20 protein-coding genes are annotated in these 18,288 nt (G+C 36.4%); 6 read left to right on the forward strand and 14 right to left on the reverse strand.

Features of this window, described 5'->3' with window-relative positions:
• The first annotated feature begins 60 nt into the window (after window positions 1-60).
• Window positions 61-240: a hypothetical protein gene (locus tag AC1Q51_RS10370; RefSeq protein ID WP_000342760.1), complete on the forward strand. Its 180-nt coding sequence runs from the start codon at window positions 61-63 to the stop codon at window positions 238-240.
• A gap of 72 nt (window positions 241-312) precedes the next feature.
• Here AC1Q51_RS10370 and argH read toward each other — a convergent pair whose 3' ends face one another.
• Both argH and AC1Q51_RS10380 read right to left on the reverse strand, forming a co-directional pair.
• Entirely contained in the window at window positions 313-1,701 is a 1,389-nt protein-coding gene (argH, locus tag AC1Q51_RS10375; RefSeq protein WP_090976916.1) for an argininosuccinate lyase, read from the reverse strand.
• Window positions 1,698-2,903 carry an argininosuccinate synthase gene (locus tag AC1Q51_RS10380; RefSeq protein ID WP_000412315.1) on the reverse strand — a complete coding sequence of 402 codons (1,206 nt, stop codon included), beginning with the start codon at window positions 2,901-2,903 and terminating at the stop codon, window positions 1,698-1,700. Before AC1Q51_RS10380 ends, argH begins: the two co-directional genes overlap by 4 nt.
• Before the next feature lie 166 nt (window positions 2,904-3,069).
• On the opposite strand from AC1Q51_RS10380, the gene AC1Q51_RS10385 reads away from it, so the two are divergent.
• Window positions 3,070-3,387, forward strand: a complete 318-nt coding sequence (locus AC1Q51_RS10385; RefSeq protein ID WP_000417218.1) for a hypothetical protein — start codon at window positions 3,070-3,072, stop codon at window positions 3,385-3,387.
• A 28-nt stretch (window positions 3,388-3,415) separates the two neighbouring features.
• Here AC1Q51_RS10385 and AC1Q51_RS10390 read toward each other — a convergent pair whose 3' ends face one another.
• On the reverse strand, window positions 3,416-3,610 hold the full coding sequence (locus tag AC1Q51_RS10390; protein WP_000910273.1) for a hypothetical protein: 195 nt from the start codon (window positions 3,608-3,610) through the stop codon (window positions 3,416-3,418).
• An 855-nt stretch (window positions 3,611-4,465) separates the two neighbouring features.
• Here AC1Q51_RS10390 and AC1Q51_RS10395 point away from each other — a divergent pair.
• Entirely contained in the window at window positions 4,466-5,128 is a 663-nt protein-coding gene (locus tag AC1Q51_RS10395) for a YitT family protein (RefSeq protein ID WP_043935401.1), read from the forward strand.
• A 32-nt stretch (window positions 5,129-5,160) separates the two neighbouring features.
• Here AC1Q51_RS10395 and AC1Q51_RS10400 read toward each other — a convergent pair whose 3' ends face one another.
• Complete coding sequence (locus AC1Q51_RS10400; protein WP_001256853.1) at window positions 5,161-5,994, reverse strand: EcsC family protein; 834 nt, start codon at window positions 5,992-5,994, stop codon at window positions 5,161-5,163.
• Window positions 5,995-6,131: 137 nt separating this feature from the next.
• On the opposite strand from AC1Q51_RS10400, the gene AC1Q51_RS10405 reads away from it, so the two are divergent.
• Window positions 6,132-6,767 carry a DUF1796 family putative cysteine peptidase gene (locus AC1Q51_RS10405; protein WP_090976914.1) on the forward strand — a complete coding sequence of 212 codons (636 nt, stop codon included), beginning with the start codon at window positions 6,132-6,134 and terminating at the stop codon, window positions 6,765-6,767.
• Between the two features lie 70 nt (window positions 6,768-6,837).
• Complete coding sequence (locus AC1Q51_RS10410) at window positions 6,838-7,272, forward strand: NUDIX hydrolase (protein WP_016080077.1); 435 nt, start codon at window positions 6,838-6,840, stop codon at window positions 7,270-7,272.
• A 23-nt stretch (window positions 7,273-7,295) separates the two neighbouring features.
• Here the strand turns inward: AC1Q51_RS10410 and ackA are convergent, their stop codons facing one another.
• The 5 genes from ackA to AC1Q51_RS10435 all read right to left on the reverse strand — a co-directional run bounded on the left by ackA (window position 7,296) and on the right by AC1Q51_RS10435 (window position 11,656).
• Window positions 7,296-8,489, reverse strand: a complete 1,194-nt coding sequence (gene ackA, locus AC1Q51_RS10415; protein ID WP_053563553.1) for an acetate kinase — start codon at window positions 8,487-8,489, stop codon at window positions 7,296-7,298.
• A 299-nt stretch (window positions 8,490-8,788) separates the two neighbouring features.
• Window positions 8,789-9,775, reverse strand: coding sequence for a class I SAM-dependent methyltransferase (locus AC1Q51_RS10420; protein ID WP_000084365.1), 987 nt, complete (start codon window positions 9,773-9,775; stop codon window positions 8,789-8,791).
• A gap of 199 nt (window positions 9,776-9,974) precedes the next feature.
• Window positions 9,975-10,475, reverse strand: coding sequence for a thiol peroxidase (tpx, locus tag AC1Q51_RS10425; protein ID WP_000024527.1), 501 nt, complete (start codon window positions 10,473-10,475; stop codon window positions 9,975-9,977).
• Window positions 10,476-10,609: 134 nt separating this feature from the next.
• Window positions 10,610-11,005 carry a GerW family sporulation protein gene (ytfJ, locus tag AC1Q51_RS10430; protein WP_000350007.1) on the reverse strand — a complete coding sequence of 132 codons (396 nt, stop codon included), beginning with the start codon at window positions 11,003-11,005 and terminating at the stop codon, window positions 10,610-10,612.
• Window positions 11,006-11,017: 12 nt separating this feature from the next.
• The gene (locus AC1Q51_RS10435) at window positions 11,018-11,656 is read right to left on the reverse strand and encodes a DUF2953 domain-containing protein (protein ID WP_002094156.1); all 639 of its coding nucleotides are present in this window, start codon (window positions 11,654-11,656) and stop codon (window positions 11,018-11,020) included.
• 205 nt (window positions 11,657-11,861) lie between these two features.
• Here AC1Q51_RS10435 and AC1Q51_RS10440 point away from each other — a divergent pair, with 205 nt between their 5' ends.
• Window positions 11,862-12,665, forward strand: coding sequence for an NAD kinase (locus AC1Q51_RS10440; protein ID WP_065229433.1), 804 nt, complete (start codon window positions 11,862-11,864; stop codon window positions 12,663-12,665).
• A 193-nt stretch (window positions 12,666-12,858) separates the two neighbouring features.
• Here AC1Q51_RS10440 and AC1Q51_RS10445 read toward each other — a convergent pair whose 3' ends face one another.
• From AC1Q51_RS10445 to thiI, 5 genes are all read right to left on the reverse strand, one after another.
• Complete coding sequence (locus AC1Q51_RS10445; RefSeq protein WP_097821768.1) at window positions 12,859-14,427, reverse strand: amidohydrolase; 1,569 nt, start codon at window positions 14,425-14,427, stop codon at window positions 12,859-12,861.
• Window positions 14,428-14,498: 71 nt separating this feature from the next.
• The gene (locus AC1Q51_RS10450) at window positions 14,499-14,930 is read right to left on the reverse strand and encodes a VOC family protein (RefSeq protein ID WP_000600350.1); all 432 of its coding nucleotides are present in this window, start codon (window positions 14,928-14,930) and stop codon (window positions 14,499-14,501) included.
• A gap of 102 nt (window positions 14,931-15,032) precedes the next feature.
• The gene (gene mbcS / locus AC1Q51_RS10455; RefSeq protein ID WP_098447192.1) at window positions 15,033-16,619 is read right to left on the reverse strand and encodes an acyl-CoA synthetase MbcS; all 1,587 of its coding nucleotides are present in this window, start codon (window positions 16,617-16,619) and stop codon (window positions 15,033-15,035) included.
• A gap of 173 nt (window positions 16,620-16,792) precedes the next feature.
• Window positions 16,793-16,990: an alpha/beta-type small acid-soluble spore protein gene (locus AC1Q51_RS10460; RefSeq protein ID WP_000091640.1), complete on the reverse strand. Its 198-nt coding sequence runs from the start codon at window positions 16,988-16,990 to the stop codon at window positions 16,793-16,795.
• 80 nt (window positions 16,991-17,070) lie between these two features.
• Window positions 17,071-18,285, reverse strand: coding sequence for a tRNA uracil 4-sulfurtransferase ThiI (thiI, locus tag AC1Q51_RS10465; protein ID WP_492331486.1), 1,215 nt, complete (start codon window positions 18,283-18,285; stop codon window positions 17,071-17,073).
• Between the last annotated feature and the right edge of the window lie 3 nt (window positions 18,286-18,288).

Below are 18,288 nucleotides of genomic sequence, written 5' to 3' on the forward strand. Positions count from 1 at the left end.
ACATACATTTTTTAGAAATAGACGGACAAAATATATATGTGTAAAAAAGGAGGATGCTATATGGATGATTCTGAACGCATTATTTTAGACGTGAACGGAAAAGAAATTGAAATGCTAGATACAATTCGCACTCATTTTAAAGAGAAACATGGCGTTGAACTAAGTAATGGTGCATTGCTTCGTGATTTGATGGATATTGAGTATATTCGAATTACAGAAGATCGACATAAGTATGATTAATTTTGGGCTATAAAAAAAGAAGGTAAGCTTCTCTCCATCAAGATTAGCGTACCTTCTTCCCTATAAAATCAATCAACTTCTAACAAACTCTCCAACTAACCCCTTCGCCTTCTCCAAAGCGTTTTTGATTTGTTCAAACCCTGTCCCACCAGCACTGTTACGACGCTTTACAGCCGCATATGGTGAAAGAACTTCATACAAATCTTCTTCAAATAAAGAGCTCATTTCTTGATATGTTTCAAGCGGGACATCTAATAAATAAATTCCTTTTTGTGTGCAATGTAGCACTAACTTCCCAACAATTTCATGAGCTTGACGGAATGGTAGTCCTTTGTTTGCTAAGTAGTCGGCAATTTCTGTTGCGTTGGAGAAATCTTGCGTCACAGCTTGCCCCATTTTTTCTTTGTTTACAGTCATCGTTTCAAGCATGCCCGCCATAATATGAAGGCATCCTTCTACTGTTTTGACTGTATCAAACATTCCTTCTTTATCTTCTTGTAAGTCTTTATTGTAAGCGAGTGGTAATCCTTTCATTACTGTAAGTAAACTGAATAAATTACCGTATACTCTGCCTGTTTTACCACGGATTAGTTCCGCCATATCCGGATTTTTCTTTTGCGGCATAATGCTGCTTCCTGTCGCGTATTGATCGCTCATTTCAATAAATTGAAACTCTTGGCTACTCCATAAAATAAGTTCTTCACAAAAGCGTGATAAGTGCATCATAAGCATAGATGAGTTACTTAAAAACTCCAGTATGAAATCACGATCACTTACTGCATCTAAACTATTTTCATAGATTCCATTAAACCCAAGAAGTTCCGCACTATATTCTCGGTCGATCGGGAATGTCGTCCCAGCTAGCGCTCCTGCTCCTAATGGGGAGATATTAATACGCTTTAATGAATCTTCATAACGATTCACATCACGCTCTAACATCCAAAAGTAAGCAAGAATATGATGAGCAAATGAAATCGGCTGGGCACGCTGCAAGTGCGTATAGCCCGGCATAATGGTTTCAATATTATTTTCTGCTTGTTGAACAAGAACAGTTTGCAATTGTTTTGTAGCTTTTATAATATGTTCTACCTTTTCTTTTAAATACAAATGCATATCTGTCGCCACTTGATCATTACGACTTCGGCCTGTATGAAGTTTCCCTCCTACTTCACCGATTTTTTCAATTAACATCTTTTCAATATTTAAATGAATATCTTCAGCTTCAACCGAAAAATGTAATTTATTTTGTTTCACTTCTTCTAATAAATATTGAAGACCTATCTTTATTTTCTCTGCTTCTTCTTTCGTCACGATGCCCTGCTTTGCTAGCATCGTGACGTGCGCAATACTTCCTTTTATATCTTGATTTACTAATTGTTGATCGAAGGAGATGGATGCTCCGAACTCTTCAACCCATGCTTCCGCTTCTTTTGTAAAACGTCCGCCCCAAAGTTTGCTCACGCTTCCACCTTCTTTTGATTCACTTGGCTGTATACTTTCGTCGGTAAACCGAATAATGAAATGAATCCAACTGCTGCATCATGATTAAATTCATCTTGAGCAGTATATGTTGCTAATTTTTCATCGTATAAAGAGTATTCAGATTTACGTCCTTCTACAATCGCATGACCTTTAAATAATTTCACACGCACTGTACCTGTTACATTCTTTTGCGTTTCTTGTAAAAATGCATGAAGCGCTTGTTTTAAAGGTGAGAACCATAAACCGTTATAAATAAGTTCTGTTATTTTCTGTTCAATCACTGGTTTAAAATGCGCTACTTCTTTTACGTGTGTTAAATCTTCCAACTCTTTATGCGCAGTGATTAACGTCATTGCTGCTGGGCATTCGTATACTTCACGAGATTTAATACCGACAAGACGATTTTCTACGTGATCAATACGTCCAACGCCGTGTTTTCCAGCAAGCGCATTTAACGTTTTAATTAATTCTGCAAGTGAATATGCAGTGCCATTTAAAGTAGTCGGTACTCCTGCTTCAAATCCGATTTCTACAAACTCTGGTTTATTCGGTGTATCTTCTAATGCCAATGTCATCTCATATGCATCTTCTGGCGGCGCTGCCCATGGATCTTCTAAAATTCCACATTCGTTGCTGCGTCCCCATAAGTTTTGATCGATTGAAAACGGGCTATCTAAATTAATCGGAATTGGTACATCGTTTTCTTTTGCATATGCAATTTCTTCTTCACGTGACCATTTCCATTCACGTACAGGCGCAATCACTTCTAAGTAAGGATTTAATGCTTGGATAGAAACTTCAAAACGAACTTGGTCATTTCCTTTCCCTGTACATCCGTGTGCAACTGCAGTTGCGCCTTCTTGTTCTGCGATTTCCACTAATTTCTTCGCAATAAGCGGACGAGATAATGCAGAGACAAGAGGGTATTTCCCTTCGTATAATGTGTGTGCTTGCATCGCCATCAATGCATATTCGTTTGCAAATTCTTCTTGAACATCAATCATATATGATTTAATTGCACCTACTGAAAGTGCCTTTTCTTTTACAAATGCTAAGTCTTTACCTTCCCCTAAGTCTAAACAAAGCGCGATAATATCATAATTCTTCTCTTGTAACCATTTAATCGCAACGGAAGTATCAAGACCTCCGGAATATGCTAATACAACTTTTTTCTTCTCCATTTTGCATCCCCCTAAAGAATAAATATTCATTTTATTTTATAATAATTCACACTTTACCACCTTTCACAAAATGTATCAAGAGTCATTTTCAAATTTTTTCAAACAATTTCGTCGAACTTCTTTCTGTTTTTCTGTACAATATAAGCAGGAAAACGGGGGTGAACTTATGGAAAAGTATTTCTTATACGACGAACATCTAGGAATTGAAATTCCGCATTTACAAGAAGACTGGGAAGAAATCCCCGAAAAAATGCAACATGCTATTTTACTAAAATGGGAACAAGTTCGCGGGAAAATTCCTGATCGTATAAAAGAACTTGAGCACTATATTAATACAAAACAACATTATTTAAATAACGAAGAAGATTTCGAAGTTTCTTGTAAACTAAATTCAGAAATTGCCGATCTTGCTTCCATCATTAATGACCTTTGGCTTTGGTATCGACTCACTCAAAATGTATCTGAGGGGAAAGCACACCAATGAAAAAAGCATGCCCCTCAATTACTTTGGGTCATGCTTTTTTGTCGTAACATGATTTACAATATATTTCTTGTGCTGTTTTTGCCAAACATACATCGAATGGACCAACTAATATACTTCTTTCTTTCGGCAACTTTACAAAAGCAACAAGCTCTTCTTCATATTGAATTTTTTTCTGACATGAAATGCATATTAATTCTTTTCTTTTGAACATGTCTTTTAGCATATCTTCACTCTCCCCTTCATCTATCTATATTAATATACTCTCATAATAGTTAAGACTTGTAAAAAAATGACACATTCCGAATCGAATGATTCATATACTATGTACAAAAGGGGGGGCTAAAGCTTATGCGTGCTTTCGTTATTATCGCTTTAACTTTTTTAAGTGTGATTAGTTGGGATGCGTTTTTTAAAGATAAAAGTGATGAAAAGAATACAACTGAATAAAACCCTTTTTTTCTTACTTATTGGACAAACCGTTACAAACTGTCCAATCCTCCGAAATAACTTAGGCTTTTCTACAAAAATATTTAAACATAACATTTTTTGTAGATTCCCTCCGTTTATTGTCGGTTTCCATCCGCATACATTTTTTAAAAGTATGATATAATAGTATAAATCTTGAAGGAAGGGATTTTGATATCATGATCGCTCGAAGGAGCATGTGGCATCGTATTGACGAATCATACACGTAGCGTATTTTTCAGCTCAGATACTTTAGTCTAGCGAAAAAAATACGAGAGTGGGGAAATTATGATTGCCCGAAGGATAATTTGGCAAAAAAAAGACTCTTCTTACACATAGCGTTTTGTTTAGGACTTAATTGTTACTAACTAAACAAAACAAAGAAGAGCAGGATTGCTAAATGACGAATCCTACTCCACGTTTTGTTTAGTCGTTTTAAGACTTAAACTAAAACGAAGGTAGGGAGAATTGATGGACGAGAGGATTATTCGTTATTTCTTCAGCGACATATAGCGTAGTTAGTTTTTTCGTAAACTAACTGAAAGCTACATGTGAGCTCGTAGTTAGTTTACAACACAAAAAGGACTACTAACTACGGAAAGAAGGAATAACGATGAGGAACATCCAAAGTCGGCAAATTATTAAAGAAATTTTTATGGTTTTAATCGGTTCATTTATTTTAGCAGCAGCGCTATATCATATTCACTTTCAAAACCACTTAACAGAAGGTGGATTTGTAGGAATTGCACTATTCATTCAAAACTTTTATGATATTTCACCATCTATTTCAACTGTATTAATGGATATCCCAATTATTTTACTGTGTGCTTCATTTTTAGGTAAAAAAATGGTTGGCTATTCATTCTTAGGTTCAATTTCATTCGGAGTATTTTATTCCTTTATGGAAAATTATTCTCCATTTACGGTAGATTTATCAAATAACTTATTTATAGCTGCAGTAGTTGGCGGTGCGTTAGCTGGTATTGGACTCGGTTTTATATTGCGATTTGGCGGTGCAACCGGTGGAGACGATATTTTAACAATTGTATTAAGTAAACGAACTCGTTTTACAATTGGGCAAATTTTCTTCGTCTTTGACGCGATTGTTCTTGCGCTTTCATTATATTATTTAAATTGGACTGAAATTGCTTTTACTATTCTTTCGATTGCCGTACAGGCAAAAACATTGGATTTAATTTATTATCCAAAAACAGAAAAAACAGCAGAAAAACAGCCAGTATCTGTTCCAATGTCCAAAAAACATGCAACAAATTAAAAAAGCGAAAGGCTTCGGCCTCTCGCTTTTTTTTATGCTCTTTTTTCTTTCTCGACTATATGGCGCACTTGATAAAATCTATTTGCAAATTCAGTAACGTTTCTTGTTAAACGATAATTCACTGTAGATCCAATTGCCATTCCAATTACCGGAATACCTTGGAATAATTTACGACGAAGAGCATAAATCGAAAATGTCTTCAAAATTTGTTTTAACACAACTTCAGTAGAAGCTGTTTGTAACACTGCTTCGTCTCCTTCATAAAAGAACGAATCTTCTTGTTCCAGCTCTTGCAATAAATTGTACCATGCGTATTGCTGAAGTCTTCCTGGTAGTAATGACGCGTGAAACACCTTTAACGCAAGCATCATTTCATATGGCTTGTTCACATCATGTCCAAATGATGTTGCAATAAGTTGGACCGCCTTCACATTTAACGCGATCATAACCGGAAAATCCGCCGTTAATAATAATAAACCTCCAGCACCTGTCGCCCCGCCTTGCACAAATGAATATAGACGATGACGTGCTGTTTGCTGCTCTGCTATGTATGTTAACTGATCAATAGATAATGCTTTCAAATCTTCAAGCTGTTCAATCGATTCATCAAATAATCTCGATGTTCCTAAAATCCGATTACGTGCGTCTAACTGTGCTTGTGAACTTTGAATAAATGCATGCAAATGAAAGAGCCATCCATCTGCTTTCGTGAAGAATTCTTTTCGCTTTTTCTCAGGTAATTTCGCAACTGTAGTATGTAACCATTTATCAAACACTTTTTGAAAATCGGTCGCTTCTTGCTCAACTAATTGCGCTTCCCATTCTTTTATATTGTCTAAAATGGCTTGTTCTCGCTTCGATCGCATCGTAACAACCACCTCGTTCGATTTTTTTCTATTGTAACATATTTCTGCTTATTCTTTACAAATATGCTTGTATATCTCTTTTCACATACCCTTTATGAGTGACATAAAATAATAGCAAAAAGGATGAGATACTTCACATGAATCTATCCAATCTAAAACAAAACTATAACGCAGTATTCAGCTTAGGACAAAACTGTTGGCCTGCTTGGGCATTATATCAATTAGAATTATCACCATTTTTTGGCGTTATTGATTTTATGCTAAGTCCTTCATTAACGAAAGTAAATTTATTATTACAAAATCGATTTGACCGTTTTTTAAATTTCGAAAATCTATCCTTCATCTCATTTTGGGATGATGATGCCAAATTAAGATTAAGGGACAACCTTTATGAAATTGACTCCTGTCATGACTTTAAAACAGATGTAAACACACCAAATTATTGGCCTTCTTATACAGAAATTAAGCTAAACTATGAACATCGAATTAATCGTTTTCTAACTACAATTGAAACGGCAGAATCCATATTGTTTATTCGAACTGGAGGAACATATGAAGAAGCATGTTCCCTAGAACAAATTTTATCTCAAATCGTTACACATACATTCTCTGTCCTATTACTAATTCCTGCCGATATACCAACTATCACCCAAGAAGATTGGGGATTACAACGTACTTGCATTATGAAATGTCCTATTATGGATGTATACCAATATAATGAAGCATTTTGGAAAGACTTATTTGATGGAATTACAGTTAGACCACACACTTAAATACACGATACTTTTATCACACCATACATTATAATCGTCCTTATACAAAACAAATAAGGAGTGATTCTATATGTATCCACGTGCAAAAGCTTTCGGTCTTGCTGTACACCAAGATCGCCTTCTCGTACAAGAATATCATACAGAAGGCGAAACATATTATCGTCCTCTTGGCGGTTCCATTGAACTTGGTGAAAAATCAGCACATACTGTTATTCGGGAGTTTACAGAAGAGCTTCATACGGAGATAGAAATCATCAATTATTTAGGTTGTTTAGAAAATGTCTTTCATCTAGATGGGGGCATTGGTCATGAAATCATTCAACTATATTCTTTGCGTTTATTAGACACATCACTATATGAAATGAAAATATTAAATATACAAGATGAGCAAACAGTAGCGTATGCGAAATGGATTCCTATTACGGCATTCATTCAGAAAGAAAAAATATTATATCCGGATGGTGTTTTAAAATACATCCAAAAGAAAAAAGACGAAATCCTGTAGGATCTCGTCTTTCTTTTCATATATTAACCAATATCTCCAAGACGTAGTACGTCACGAGCAATCATAACTTCTTCGTCAGTTGGAATTACGATAATTTTTACTGGAGAGTGTGGGAAGCTGATGAATGCTTCTTCACCGAATACGTTATTACGTTTTACATCGAAGTATACGCCCATGTACTCAAGGCCTTCTAATACGCGCTCACGAATAATCGCACTGTTCTCACCTACACCAGCTGTAAAGATGATTGCGTCTACACCTTTCATACGAGCTGTGTAAGAACCGATGTATTTGTGGATACGGCTTACGAATACATCAAGTGCTACTTTCGCACGGTGGTCGCCTTCTTCTTCTTTCGCAATGATGTCACGTAGGTCACTAGAGTAACCAGTAAGACCTAACATACCACTCTTCTTGTTTAATACGTTAACTACTTCTTCTACTGTTTGGCCTGTTTTTTCCATGATGTATGGAATTAACGCAGGGTCAAGGTTACCAGAACGTGTACCCATTGTTACACCAGCAAGTGGAGTGAAGCCCATAGAAGTATCGATAGATTTACCGCCTTCTACTGCTGCGATACTTGCACCGTTACCTAAGTGACAAGAAAGTAAGCTTAAGCTTTCAATTGGACGACCTAATAATTCAGCCGCACGCTCAGTTACATATTTATGAGAAGTTCCGTGGAAACCGTATTTACGGATGCCGAATTTTTCATAGTACTCATATGGTAAGCTGTATAGGAATGCAGATTCCGGCATTGTTTGGTGGAATGCTGTATCGAATACTGCTACTGCTGGTACGTTTGGTAATACTTCTTGGAATGCTTTAATACCAACAACGTTTGCTGGGTTATGAAGTGGTGCTAAATCGCTTAATTCTTCGATATCAGCTAATACTTCATCAGTAATTAAAACAGAGTCAGCAAATTTTTCGCCGCCGTGAACAACACGGTGACCGATACCGCCAATCTCATCTAGAGATTTAACGATTCCGTTTTCAGTTAATTTTTTAAGAAGCATATTAACTGCTACTGCGTGATCTGGAATGTTTGTAATTTCTTTTTGTTTTTCGCCATCTACAGTAATAGTGAAGATACTATCTTCTAAACCGATACGTTCTACTAAACCTTTTGTTAATACTGTTTCACTTGGCATTTCAAATAATTGGAATTTTAAGGAAGAGCTTCCTGCGTTAATCGCGATGATTTTTGACATCTAGTCTTTCGCCCCTTTTTCTCTTGGTAGTTGTGTGGATGTTTCCACAAACCGCTCGATTTTATCTAATCAAATTTACTAAATATGAAAACGTTTCATCATTAGCAAATTTTATACTCACGATTTTAATTTAAACATCGTCCGACATATATTTCAAGTGAAAAAATTGTAACACCAAGAAAAAATATATATTACAGATTTCAAAAAAATTCAGTTAAATCTAGTATATATTTAAAAATATGACATATTATATAAAACTGTACTACATGAATCACTAACTCTGTTACATATACCCAGCTTTATTTATGTGTTGCAAACCAAGTATTTAATTGATCCATAATGTTCTCCATCGCCTTCATGTTAGAGAATTTAGGCAACTCCACTAATAACGCCTGTTTTGGCATTGTTACATTAGAGCCTTTCTTTTGGAGAACAAATATACTTTTTGCATTTTTCTCGTTTTTAAACATGGAAACAGGTAGCTGTAATAACCCTTGAATAAAGCATGTTTCTTTAATAAATGCATGTAATTTTGGTGCCTGGTCACTTTCAAAAATGAAGTTTGGTACTAAGAAGAATAAGTACCCGCCCTCTTTCGTATGTTTCACACTTTGTTCAATAAATAAGTGATGAGCATACGACATTCCTTCATCTGCTTTTAATTTATATTCACTGGCACCGATTTCGTTTGGATAGTAACCAATCGGTAAGTCTGAAACGACTGCATCAACTGGATCGATATAAAGTGGTGCTAGTCCATCTTGATGGAAGAATTCGATTGCATGCTTTTGTAAATTTGCATTTACTAAAGCAAGTTTAATTAGCACTTCATCCACTTCTACACCAAATCCACTCATTGTTAGTCCTTCTTTGGCGCTATTAAACACTGTAGTCATTAAATTTCCTGTTCCAATTGCAGGATCTAAAACTGTAATTTCGTTTTGACCTTGCATAAATTTATGGAATAAGTAACTCATGAACATCCCAACTGCATCAGGCGTCATTTCATGATTGGCTTGTACGCCTTCTTTCATTCCTTTTAAGATGGCTAACTGAAATGCTTTACGAATTTCTTCACCTTTATATGTTTCTTCATTAAACGTACTATATTCACGATTCAGCCTTTCAATTGCTGATTCGGATAATTCCTCTTGTAAAATCGCTCCTTCAAACAAGTTATCACCTGTTTCTACAAGCGCCTCTAAATATGTCACATCTAATTCTTTACGTAAAACTACCGCAGAAGAATCAAAAATAGAAAATAATGTTTCCACTGTCTGACTCACGTACATTCCTCCTTCTCTCTTTTACACATAACTTATATCATACCACAAAGTGATTTTTTCCAAAAAGAAAAAGCGACCTCCTGTAAAGAGCTCCCTCTCAAGTTATATATGATATAACGTTTTTTCTCATATATCGGCACCGTTACGCAGCGATATATGAGAAAAAACGACCTCTTTATAAGAGGTCATTTCCTTCACATTACTTTGCAGATTTAGCTGCTTCTAATGCTGCTTCATAGTTTGGATGGCTTGTACCTTCGCCTACGTATTCTACGTAAACTACTTTGTCGTTGCTATCTACTACGAATACTGCACGAGCAAGTAAACGAAGTTCTTTCATTACTAAGCCGTAAGCTTCACCGAATGAAAGGTCACGGTGGTCAGAAAGTGTTACAACATTTTCTAAACCGTTTGCTGCACACCAGCGTTTTTGAGCGAATGGTAAATCAGCGCTAATTGTTAATACTTTTGCGTTTTCAATACCTGCTGCATCTTGGTTAAAACGACGTGTTTGTGCATCACACACACCTGTGTCGATTGAAGGTACAACACTAATTAATTTTACTTCGCCTTTGTATGTTTCTAAACTTACTGGAGATAAGTCGTTTGCTAATACTTGGAAGTTTGGCGCTTGATCGCCAACTTTAACTTCTGTTCCAACTAAAGTCATTGGATTACCTTTAAAAGTTACGTTTGCCACTTGAAAATCCTCCCTTATTTAAACAAAATATGTACAATGTAAATGATAGTTTGTCCCTATCGATAATGCAAATAAAATCGCTTTATTTACAAAAAAATAAAAGAAGCTAACCTATTGATTAGCTTCTTTATTCGTTAAATTTGAAATTCAGGATCATCTTCTTTTCGTTTATCCATCATTTCTTTCACTTTATCAACAGCTTGTGGCGCTAATTCAATTATTTTATCGATGACATGCGTTTGCTTATCTAAATGTAATACTTTTACACCATCTCCATTTATAACAAGAAAGGCAACAGGATTAATAGAAACTCCTCCTCCACTTCCTCCGCCAAATGGATGACGGCCTGAATGTTCTACCCTACCAAATTCACTTCCACCAGCAGCAAATCCGAAACTTACTTTCGAAACAGTAAGAATTACACTTCCATCTGCCGCTTTAATTGGGTCACCAACAATTGTATTTACATCAGTCATTTGTTTTAAATGCTGCATTGCGGTTGTCATTAAACCTTGAATTGGATGGTCCATTCTATATCCCCCCTATGCTTGAACAGATTTTTCTGTCATACCAGATTTTTGCTGCCTCATAAATATGAGCAATTTCACCGCTGTTTTTATAGTACGAAATATACGAAAAGATGCTGTTAACTCGCATCTCGATGCAAATCCCTTCCCTTGAAAAACAGGAGTAATTTCAAATTCTGGTACATCGACAATATGCATATATTGTCCGACAACTCCAGCAGCCATTCCTTTTGTCCCCCATGCATATCCAGTGACAATTCCAGTACTAGCTGCGTCGCCTGCTCCAATTTGCGTATGCCATTTCCAACCATTGATTTTCACTCGTTTGAGAAAATCTTTAACGATAGTATGAACTTTTTGAAGCCTTTTTATCAGTTCCCCAATACTGTCAAGTTGCGCCATAATTTTATTATCTAGTCCGCCGTCCTCTTCAGCTTTTTCGATTTTCTGTCCTGTTTTTTTCTGCTGTTTTTCAATTCTTTCCAATACATCAAATGTATATCGAATCATCCATATTTTCACTTGAAATAAACATTGCTTTTCCATTTCTGAATATAAAAATGTCACCTTAAGCGATATTTTCGACAATAGTATAAGCAAAATAAAAAGGAGAAGAATTATTATTCCAATTACGAGCCACTTCATACGTATCATCCTTTCACTCCGTACCCATTATCGACAACTTTATTCATCATTAAACAGAGCTCCATAAGATTGAATATAAAAATTTTTCTAAAAATAAAAAGGGATTTTGACAATTTGTATCGAAATATATTATTTGAACATATCATCAGGGAACGGACTCTAATGATATGTAGCACGAAAAACAGAAAATTTAACTGCAGTGGAGGGATACATAATGGCAGATCGTCGCAATTTATTTTTCTTTTATGGTGATGACAAAGCAACGCTCGTTGAAAAAATGAAACCAATCTATCGTATTTTAGAAGAGAATGGATTTACCATATTAGATTATCCAAAAAATGCAAACGCTATCGTCAGTGTTGGAGATGATGCAACCTTCTTACAAGCCGTTCGTAAAACTGGTTTTAGAGAAGATTGCTTATACGCAGGGATTTCTACGAAAGATGAAACTTCGTTCTACTGCGATTTTCACATTGATCACATTGATACAGCCCTTCAAGAAATTACAAAAAATGAAATTGAAGTGCGAAAATATCCAACAATTCAGGTAGATGTAGATCATGGTACATCTTTCTATTGTTTAAATGAGTTCTCATTACGTTCTAGCATTATTAAAACATTCGTTGTAGATGTTCACGTTGATGATTTATATTTCGAAACATTTAGAGGGGACGGTTTAGTAGTTTCTACCCCAACAGGAAGTACAGCTTACAATAAATCATTGCATGGTGCAGTTGTTGACCCACTTATTCCATGTTTCCAAGTAAGCGAACTAGCATCTTTAAACAACAACACTTACCGTACGCTCGGTTCACCGTTCATTTTAAATCACGAACGTACATTAACTTTAAAACTAAGACCAGACGGTAACGATTATCCTGTTATCGGCATGGATAACGAAGCGCTTAGCATTAAACAAGTGGAAAAAGCTGTTGTACGCTTAAGCGATAAACAAATTAAAACAGTTAAATTAAAAAATAATTCGTTCTGGGAAAAAGTACAGAGAACGTTTTTATAGAATTAAAATAACCGCAGAATTATGGAATTCCATAATTCTGCGGTTATTTATTTACCCCGATTGACGCGAACAATAATCTCTTACTATCCGGCCGTTATTCTTGTCAGTTTTTGTCGGTAAGTCGATATATTTTAATAATCGCTCATATATTTCGAGTTACGGTCGATATATTCCGAAAATCGCTGATATATTTTTACACATCTTTTCTATAGACAACTCGGCCATCTATTACAGTCATTTCTGCTTGTACTTCTTTTATTTCTTCTGCCTCAATTTCAAAAATATTGTGGTCTAATATTGTAAAGTCTGCTTCATATCCTTTTGTAATTTGCCCTCGTTTCGCTTCTTTTCCGATTGCATAGGCACTTCCTGTTGTAAATAAAGAAACAGCCTCATATACCGTTAATCTTTCCTCAGGCATATAGCATACACCGTCAATAAAACTTCTACGTGTAACAGCGCTATATATGCCTAGAAACGGATTTACTTGTTCAATAGGAGCATCTGAACCACCATTACAATGTAGTCCTGCTTCCAGTAATGTCTTCCAAGCATACGCATAACGAAGACGGTGTTCTCCCAGTTTTTCAATGACTGACGGAAAATCTGATGAAAGAAAGACTGGCTGTATATCGATAATGGCTTGCAAGTTTTTCATTCTTTCTATCAACTCTTCACGAGCAAGCTGACAATGAATAATGCGGTCACGTAACCCTTTTGCTGGTGGATATAATTCGAGTGCATCAATGACATATTCAAGCGATAAATCACCGATAGTATGAATCGCAACTGGCATATGTAAATCTCGTGCTTTCTTCACTAATTCCGCAAGTTCTTCACGTGAGAAAATTGCAACCCCATTCGTTTCCTTCGCATCTTCATACGGTTCACTTAATAATGCTGTTCTTCCGCCAAAAGAACCGTCAGAAAAAATTTTCATTGCCCCAAATTCAATATAATGTTCATTTTCATATTCTTTTCGTTCATGTGCTACTTCATGATGAACGAGCAAATGTGCTTTAAATGGCATTTCTTTTATAACGTGAGAAAACGCATTATATGTTTTTCTAAAACCACCGTAGTAATTTAAATCTTCCGTATGCCCGCCAACAAGTCCGTATTTCCAGCAATCTTTAATCGCTGTTTGCAAAGCTCTTTGTAAATACGCTTCATCAATTTCAGGCTGAACATGTTTAATTAATTCTTGTCCTTGTTCATATAAAAGTCCTGTCAACTTATTTGATGAATCCCTACCGATTTTCCCGCCTTTTGGATTTTGCGTCGCTTCTGTTATGTTCGCTTCTTGCAATATGTATGAATTCACCCATGTAACGTGACGACAAACTCGCTTTAATAAAATGGGGTGTTCTTTCGAAATTTCATCTAAATCACGCGCGTGAACATCTTTCGTATCTGTAAAGTTATTTTCATTCCATCCTTCTCCAATAATCCAAGAGCCCTTTGGAGCTTCTTTCACTCGCTTCTGAACAAGAGTAAGCACTTCACCATAAGATGTACAATTTGATAAATCTAGACGGAGTAATCTCTCTCCATGCCCAATAAGATGCATATGGCTATCAACGAGGCCTGGGATCATTGTTTTGCCTTTTAAATCGTGCAATGTAACCGCGGCATATTGGTTTTCTAACTCTTCTTTACTTCCAAAATCAACGATCGTACCGTTTTCAACGTAAACAGCGTCCACTTTTTCATTTTCTTCTCTCATTGTGTAAATGGTGCCGCCATACCAAATTTCTCCCATATATCCCATCTCCTTTATTTTTTATTGTATAAAAAAAAGCACCATTTCAAAACATGGTGCTTTTCTAAAAATTACTTTTGTTCAGTAGTAGACGTTGTAACTTGCCATTCAATATTAAATTTATCTTTTACTTGTCCGTATGCTGGGCTCCAGAATGTTTCTTGAAGTGGCATGATAACTTCTCCACCTTCTTGTAACTTATCGAATACTTCTTTTGCTTTTTCTGCATTACTAATTTGAATTGCGATTGTTACTTGAGATCCGATTGCATGCCCTTGACCTGGGAATGTATCAGAAATCATAAGATCCGTATTACCAACTTTTAAAGTAGCGTGTAAAACGCGCTCTTTCGCTTCAGCTGGAATCGGGTATTCTGGATTTTCAGGCATGTCACCAAAAGTTTGCATGACTTCTACTTTTGCATCTAAAGCCTCTTTATAAAACTGTACAGCTTCTTGCCCACTACCATCTAAAACTAAGTACGGATTAATACCTAAAATCATACGGACACCTCTTTTTTAAGTTTATAAAATCGAACTTGTGTTCGTTTTTATATTATCATTGTTTTGCATTTCATTCAACTATTTACTTCACTGTTTTCAAAATTATTTTGACGGAATCTCCATCTCTTGTTTTCTAAGTTCAATACGGCGAATTTTTCCAGAAATCGTTTTTGGTAGTTCATCTACAAATTCAATTTTGCGAGGGTATTTATATGGTGCAGTGAGTTCTTTGACGTGTTGTTGGAGTGTTGGAATTAATGTTTCTTCGTTCTTTTCTATATTCTCTCTTAATACGATAAATGCCTTCACGACACTTCCGCGAATTTCATCAGGACTTGCGACAACCGCACATTCTCTTACGTAAGGATGTTTTACAAGCGCATCCTCTACTTCAAACGGCCCGATTGTATAACCAGAGCTAATAATGATATCATCACCACGCCCTTCAAACCAGAAGTAGCCATCTTCATCTTTCTTCGCTTTATCACCTGTAATATAATAATCACCGCGGAATTGCATCGCTGTACGCTCATCGTCTTTATAATATTGTTTAAAGAGTGCCGGCGTTTCAATGTGAACTGCAATATCACCAACTTCGCCTACTTTAACTGGAATACCTTCCTCATTTACGATATCGACGTGGTTACCTGGCGTTGGTTTCCCCATTGATCCTGGTCTAATATCCATCCCTTTCATTACACCAACAAGTAGTGTATTTTCCGTTTGCCCATAGCCGTCTCTTACTGTAATATCAAAGTGCTTTTGGAATGTTCCAATGACTTCTCTATTTAACGGCTCACCTGCGGATACAGCGCTATGTAACGCCTCTAAATTGTACTCGCTTAAATCTTCTACCTTTGCCATTAATCTATACTCAGTCGGTGTACAACAAAGCACATTCACCTTATTATCGTCTAATAAATTTAAATACGTTTTCGGTTCAAACTTACCGTTGTACACAAATCCTGTTGCCCCTGAACCGAGAGTTGCTAAAAACGGGCTCCAAATCCATTTTTGCCACCCTGGACTAGCCGTTGCCCATACAACATCATTCTCTTCAATTCCGAGCCAATTCGGGGCGCTTGTACGTAAATGAGCGTATGCCCACGCGTGCGTATGAACAACACCTTTCGGGTTTCCTGTCGTCCCAGACGTGTAAGATAAAAAGACCATATCTTCTTTATCTGTTTTCGCCATTTCTAACATGTCACTTTCTGTTTCTAATGCTGTTTTTAAATTGATCCACCCGTCTACTGACTGCTCACTCAGGACGAATTTTTGAAGGGATTCCATTGCTTCTATATCATCAAACTGTCCAATGTACGGCTCATAGCTTACTATCGCTTTTACTTCGCCATGTCCAATTCGATATTCAATATCTTTTTTACGCAACATTTCCGAACTTGGAATTACGACAAATCCCGCTTTAATCGCAGCGATATACGTCATGTACGCTTCAATTAAACGCGGCATCATAATAAGGAGCTTGTCCCCTTTTTGTAAGCCACTTTTTATAAAAGCGTTTCCAATTTTATTTGCCCCTTGCATTAATTCAAAATATGTAACTTCTCGTCTATTCCCTTTATCATCTTGCCAAATTAAAGCAAGCTTCTCTTTATCTTCTGTATATTTCTCTATTTCTGAAACTAAATTATAAGATGGTGGTGCCAACAATTCCTCTCTCTTCATAAACATCCTCCTTTTTCTTTATGCCTCCCTTATATAATAAAGAATTTTCAGTAAATTTTGAACCCTCTTCTTTTGACAATTTTTTTATGCTTTTGTCGAAATGAATTTATACTAATATGAACAACAAAAAGAAAGAGCGGGAGAACCCGCTCTTTCTAAGCCATCATATGGGATTATTTTTGGTAACCGCCTAATTGTTGCTCAGCTAGTGAAACTAGACGTTTAGTGATTTCACCACCAACAGAACCGTTAGCGCGAGCTGTTGCATCAGCTCCAAGTTGAACACCAAACTCTTGAGCGATTTCGTATTTCATTTGGTCTAATGCTGATTCAGCACCAGGAACCGCTAATTTATTTGTGCTACGTGACATGTTATATCACCTCCTTGTGAGTATAGAGTGTGATAAATAACATGACTTCATACACGTTTTAAATATGGTAATTTATGGTTTTAGAAAAGTTCTTCAAATTTTTCTTCTTCCGCCACTACTTCAACCGCTTGTAATACCATTGTTTCTTTGTTCGCTACAGCTTCTTCGATTAACGGTGTGAAATCGTATTTCGCTTCAAATCGATTTGCTTTTTCACGCTTCGGCTTCGTCGCCGGGCTAGCTGGTGTGAATACTGTACAGCAATCTTCGTATGGACGAATTGAAATATCATACGTGCCGATTTCTTCAGCAATTTTAATAATTTCTAATTTATCCATCGTAATAAGCGGACGAATAACTGGGTAGTTTGTTACTTCGTTAATCGTATGCATGCTATCTAATGTTTGGCTTGCTACTTGTCCAAGACTTTCACCAGTTGTGATTGCAAGTGCGTTACGCTCCTCAGCAATCTGCTCTGTAATACGCATCATCATACGGCGCATAACCGTCATTGAATAGCTAGATGGGATTTCTTTATTAATCGTTTTTTGCACTTCTGTAAACGGAATAAGGTGAAGCGTTACACGTTTACAGTATTTCGTTAACTCTTGTGCTAAATCGATTACTTTTTGTTTTGCACGCTCACTTGTGAAAGGTGGGCTATGGAAGTGAACTGCTTCCACAGATACGCCGCGTTTCATCGTTAAGTACGCTGCTACTGGGCTATCAATACCACCAGAAAGAAGTACCATTACTTTTCCGCCAACGCCAACTGGTAAACCGCCAGCTCCCATGTGCTCACCACACATAATATAGCTGTAACCACTGCGAATTTCTACACGTACATTCACATCTGGATTATGGACGTCTACTGTGATATCCTCTGTATTTTCTAAAATGTGCCCACCGATTTCTGGAAGTAACTCCATCGTCTTCATTGGGAAGCGCTTATCAGAACGGTGCACTGTAATTTTAAATGTTTTCACATCATCTTTTACTTGTAAGAACGCTGCTAATGCACCTTTTTTAATGTCTTCTAATTCTGATGGTACTTTCATCGCTAAGTTAAACTTATGAATACCAAATACGTCTTTCAATCTTTCAGAGATTGCTTCATGATCTTCACCGTTTAACTGGATGTACATACGGTCATGCGTTGCATCAATTTTAATATTTGGGAACTTTTTCAGTTTGAACTTCACGTTATCTTTTAATGTGCTTACAAATTTAGAACGGTTTTTACCTTTTGTCGTCATTTCTCCGTAACGCACTAAAATATATTCATATGTCATCATATT

It is taken from the genome of Bacillus sp. MT94 (genome assembly GCF_058792475.1).

Coding starts and splice junctions, on each gene's coding strand:
- AC1Q51_RS10405 (WP_090976914.1), top strand. CDS start 6,132: ATGAATCTATCCAATCTAAAACAAAACTATAACGCAGTATTCAGCTTA.
- ytfJ (WP_000350007.1), bottom strand. CDS start 11,005: ATGGACCATCCAATTCAAGGTTTAATGACAACCGCAATGCAGCATTTA.
- AC1Q51_RS10380 (WP_000412315.1), bottom strand. CDS start 2,903: ATGGAGAAGAAAAAAGTTGTATTAGCATATTCCGGAGGTCTTGATACT.
- AC1Q51_RS10460 (WP_000091640.1), bottom strand. CDS start 16,990: ATGTCACGTAGCACAAATAAATTAGCGGTTCCTGGTGCTGAATCAGCA.
- AC1Q51_RS10385 (WP_000417218.1), top strand. CDS start 3,070: ATGGAAAAGTATTTCTTATACGACGAACATCTAGGAATTGAAATTCCG.
- mbcS (WP_098447192.1), bottom strand. CDS start 16,619: ATGAAGAGAGAGGAATTGTTGGCACCACCATCTTATAATTTAGTTTCA.
- AC1Q51_RS10435 (WP_002094156.1), bottom strand. CDS start 11,656: ATGATACGTATGAAGTGGCTCGTAATTGGAATAATAATTCTTCTCCTT.
- AC1Q51_RS10445 (WP_097821768.1), bottom strand. CDS start 14,427: ATGGGAGAAATTTGGTATGGCGGCACCATTTACACAATGAGAGAAGAA.
- AC1Q51_RS10370 (WP_000342760.1), top strand. CDS start 61: ATGGATGATTCTGAACGCATTATTTTAGACGTGAACGGAAAAGAAATT.
- AC1Q51_RS10390 (WP_000910273.1), bottom strand. CDS start 3,610: ATGCTAAAAGACATGTTCAAAAGAAAAGAATTAATATGCATTTCATGT.
- AC1Q51_RS10395 (WP_043935401.1), top strand. CDS start 4,466: ATGAGGAACATCCAAAGTCGGCAAATTATTAAAGAAATTTTTATGGTT.
- AC1Q51_RS10450 (WP_000600350.1), bottom strand. CDS start 14,930: ATGATTTTAGGTATTAATCCGTACTTAGTTTTAGATGGTAGTGGGCAA.
- ackA (WP_053563553.1), bottom strand. CDS start 8,489: ATGTCAAAAATCATCGCGATTAACGCAGGAAGCTCTTCCTTAAAATTC.
- AC1Q51_RS10400 (WP_001256853.1), bottom strand. CDS start 5,994: ATGCGATCGAAGCGAGAACAAGCCATTTTAGACAATATAAAAGAATGG.
- thiI (WP_492331486.1), bottom strand. CDS start 18,285: ATGATGACATATGAATATATTTTAGTGCGTTACGGAGAAATGACGACA.
- AC1Q51_RS10410 (WP_016080077.1), top strand. CDS start 6,838: ATGTATCCACGTGCAAAAGCTTTCGGTCTTGCTGTACACCAAGATCGC.
- AC1Q51_RS10440 (WP_065229433.1), top strand. CDS start 11,862: ATGGCAGATCGTCGCAATTTATTTTTCTTTTATGGTGATGACAAAGCA.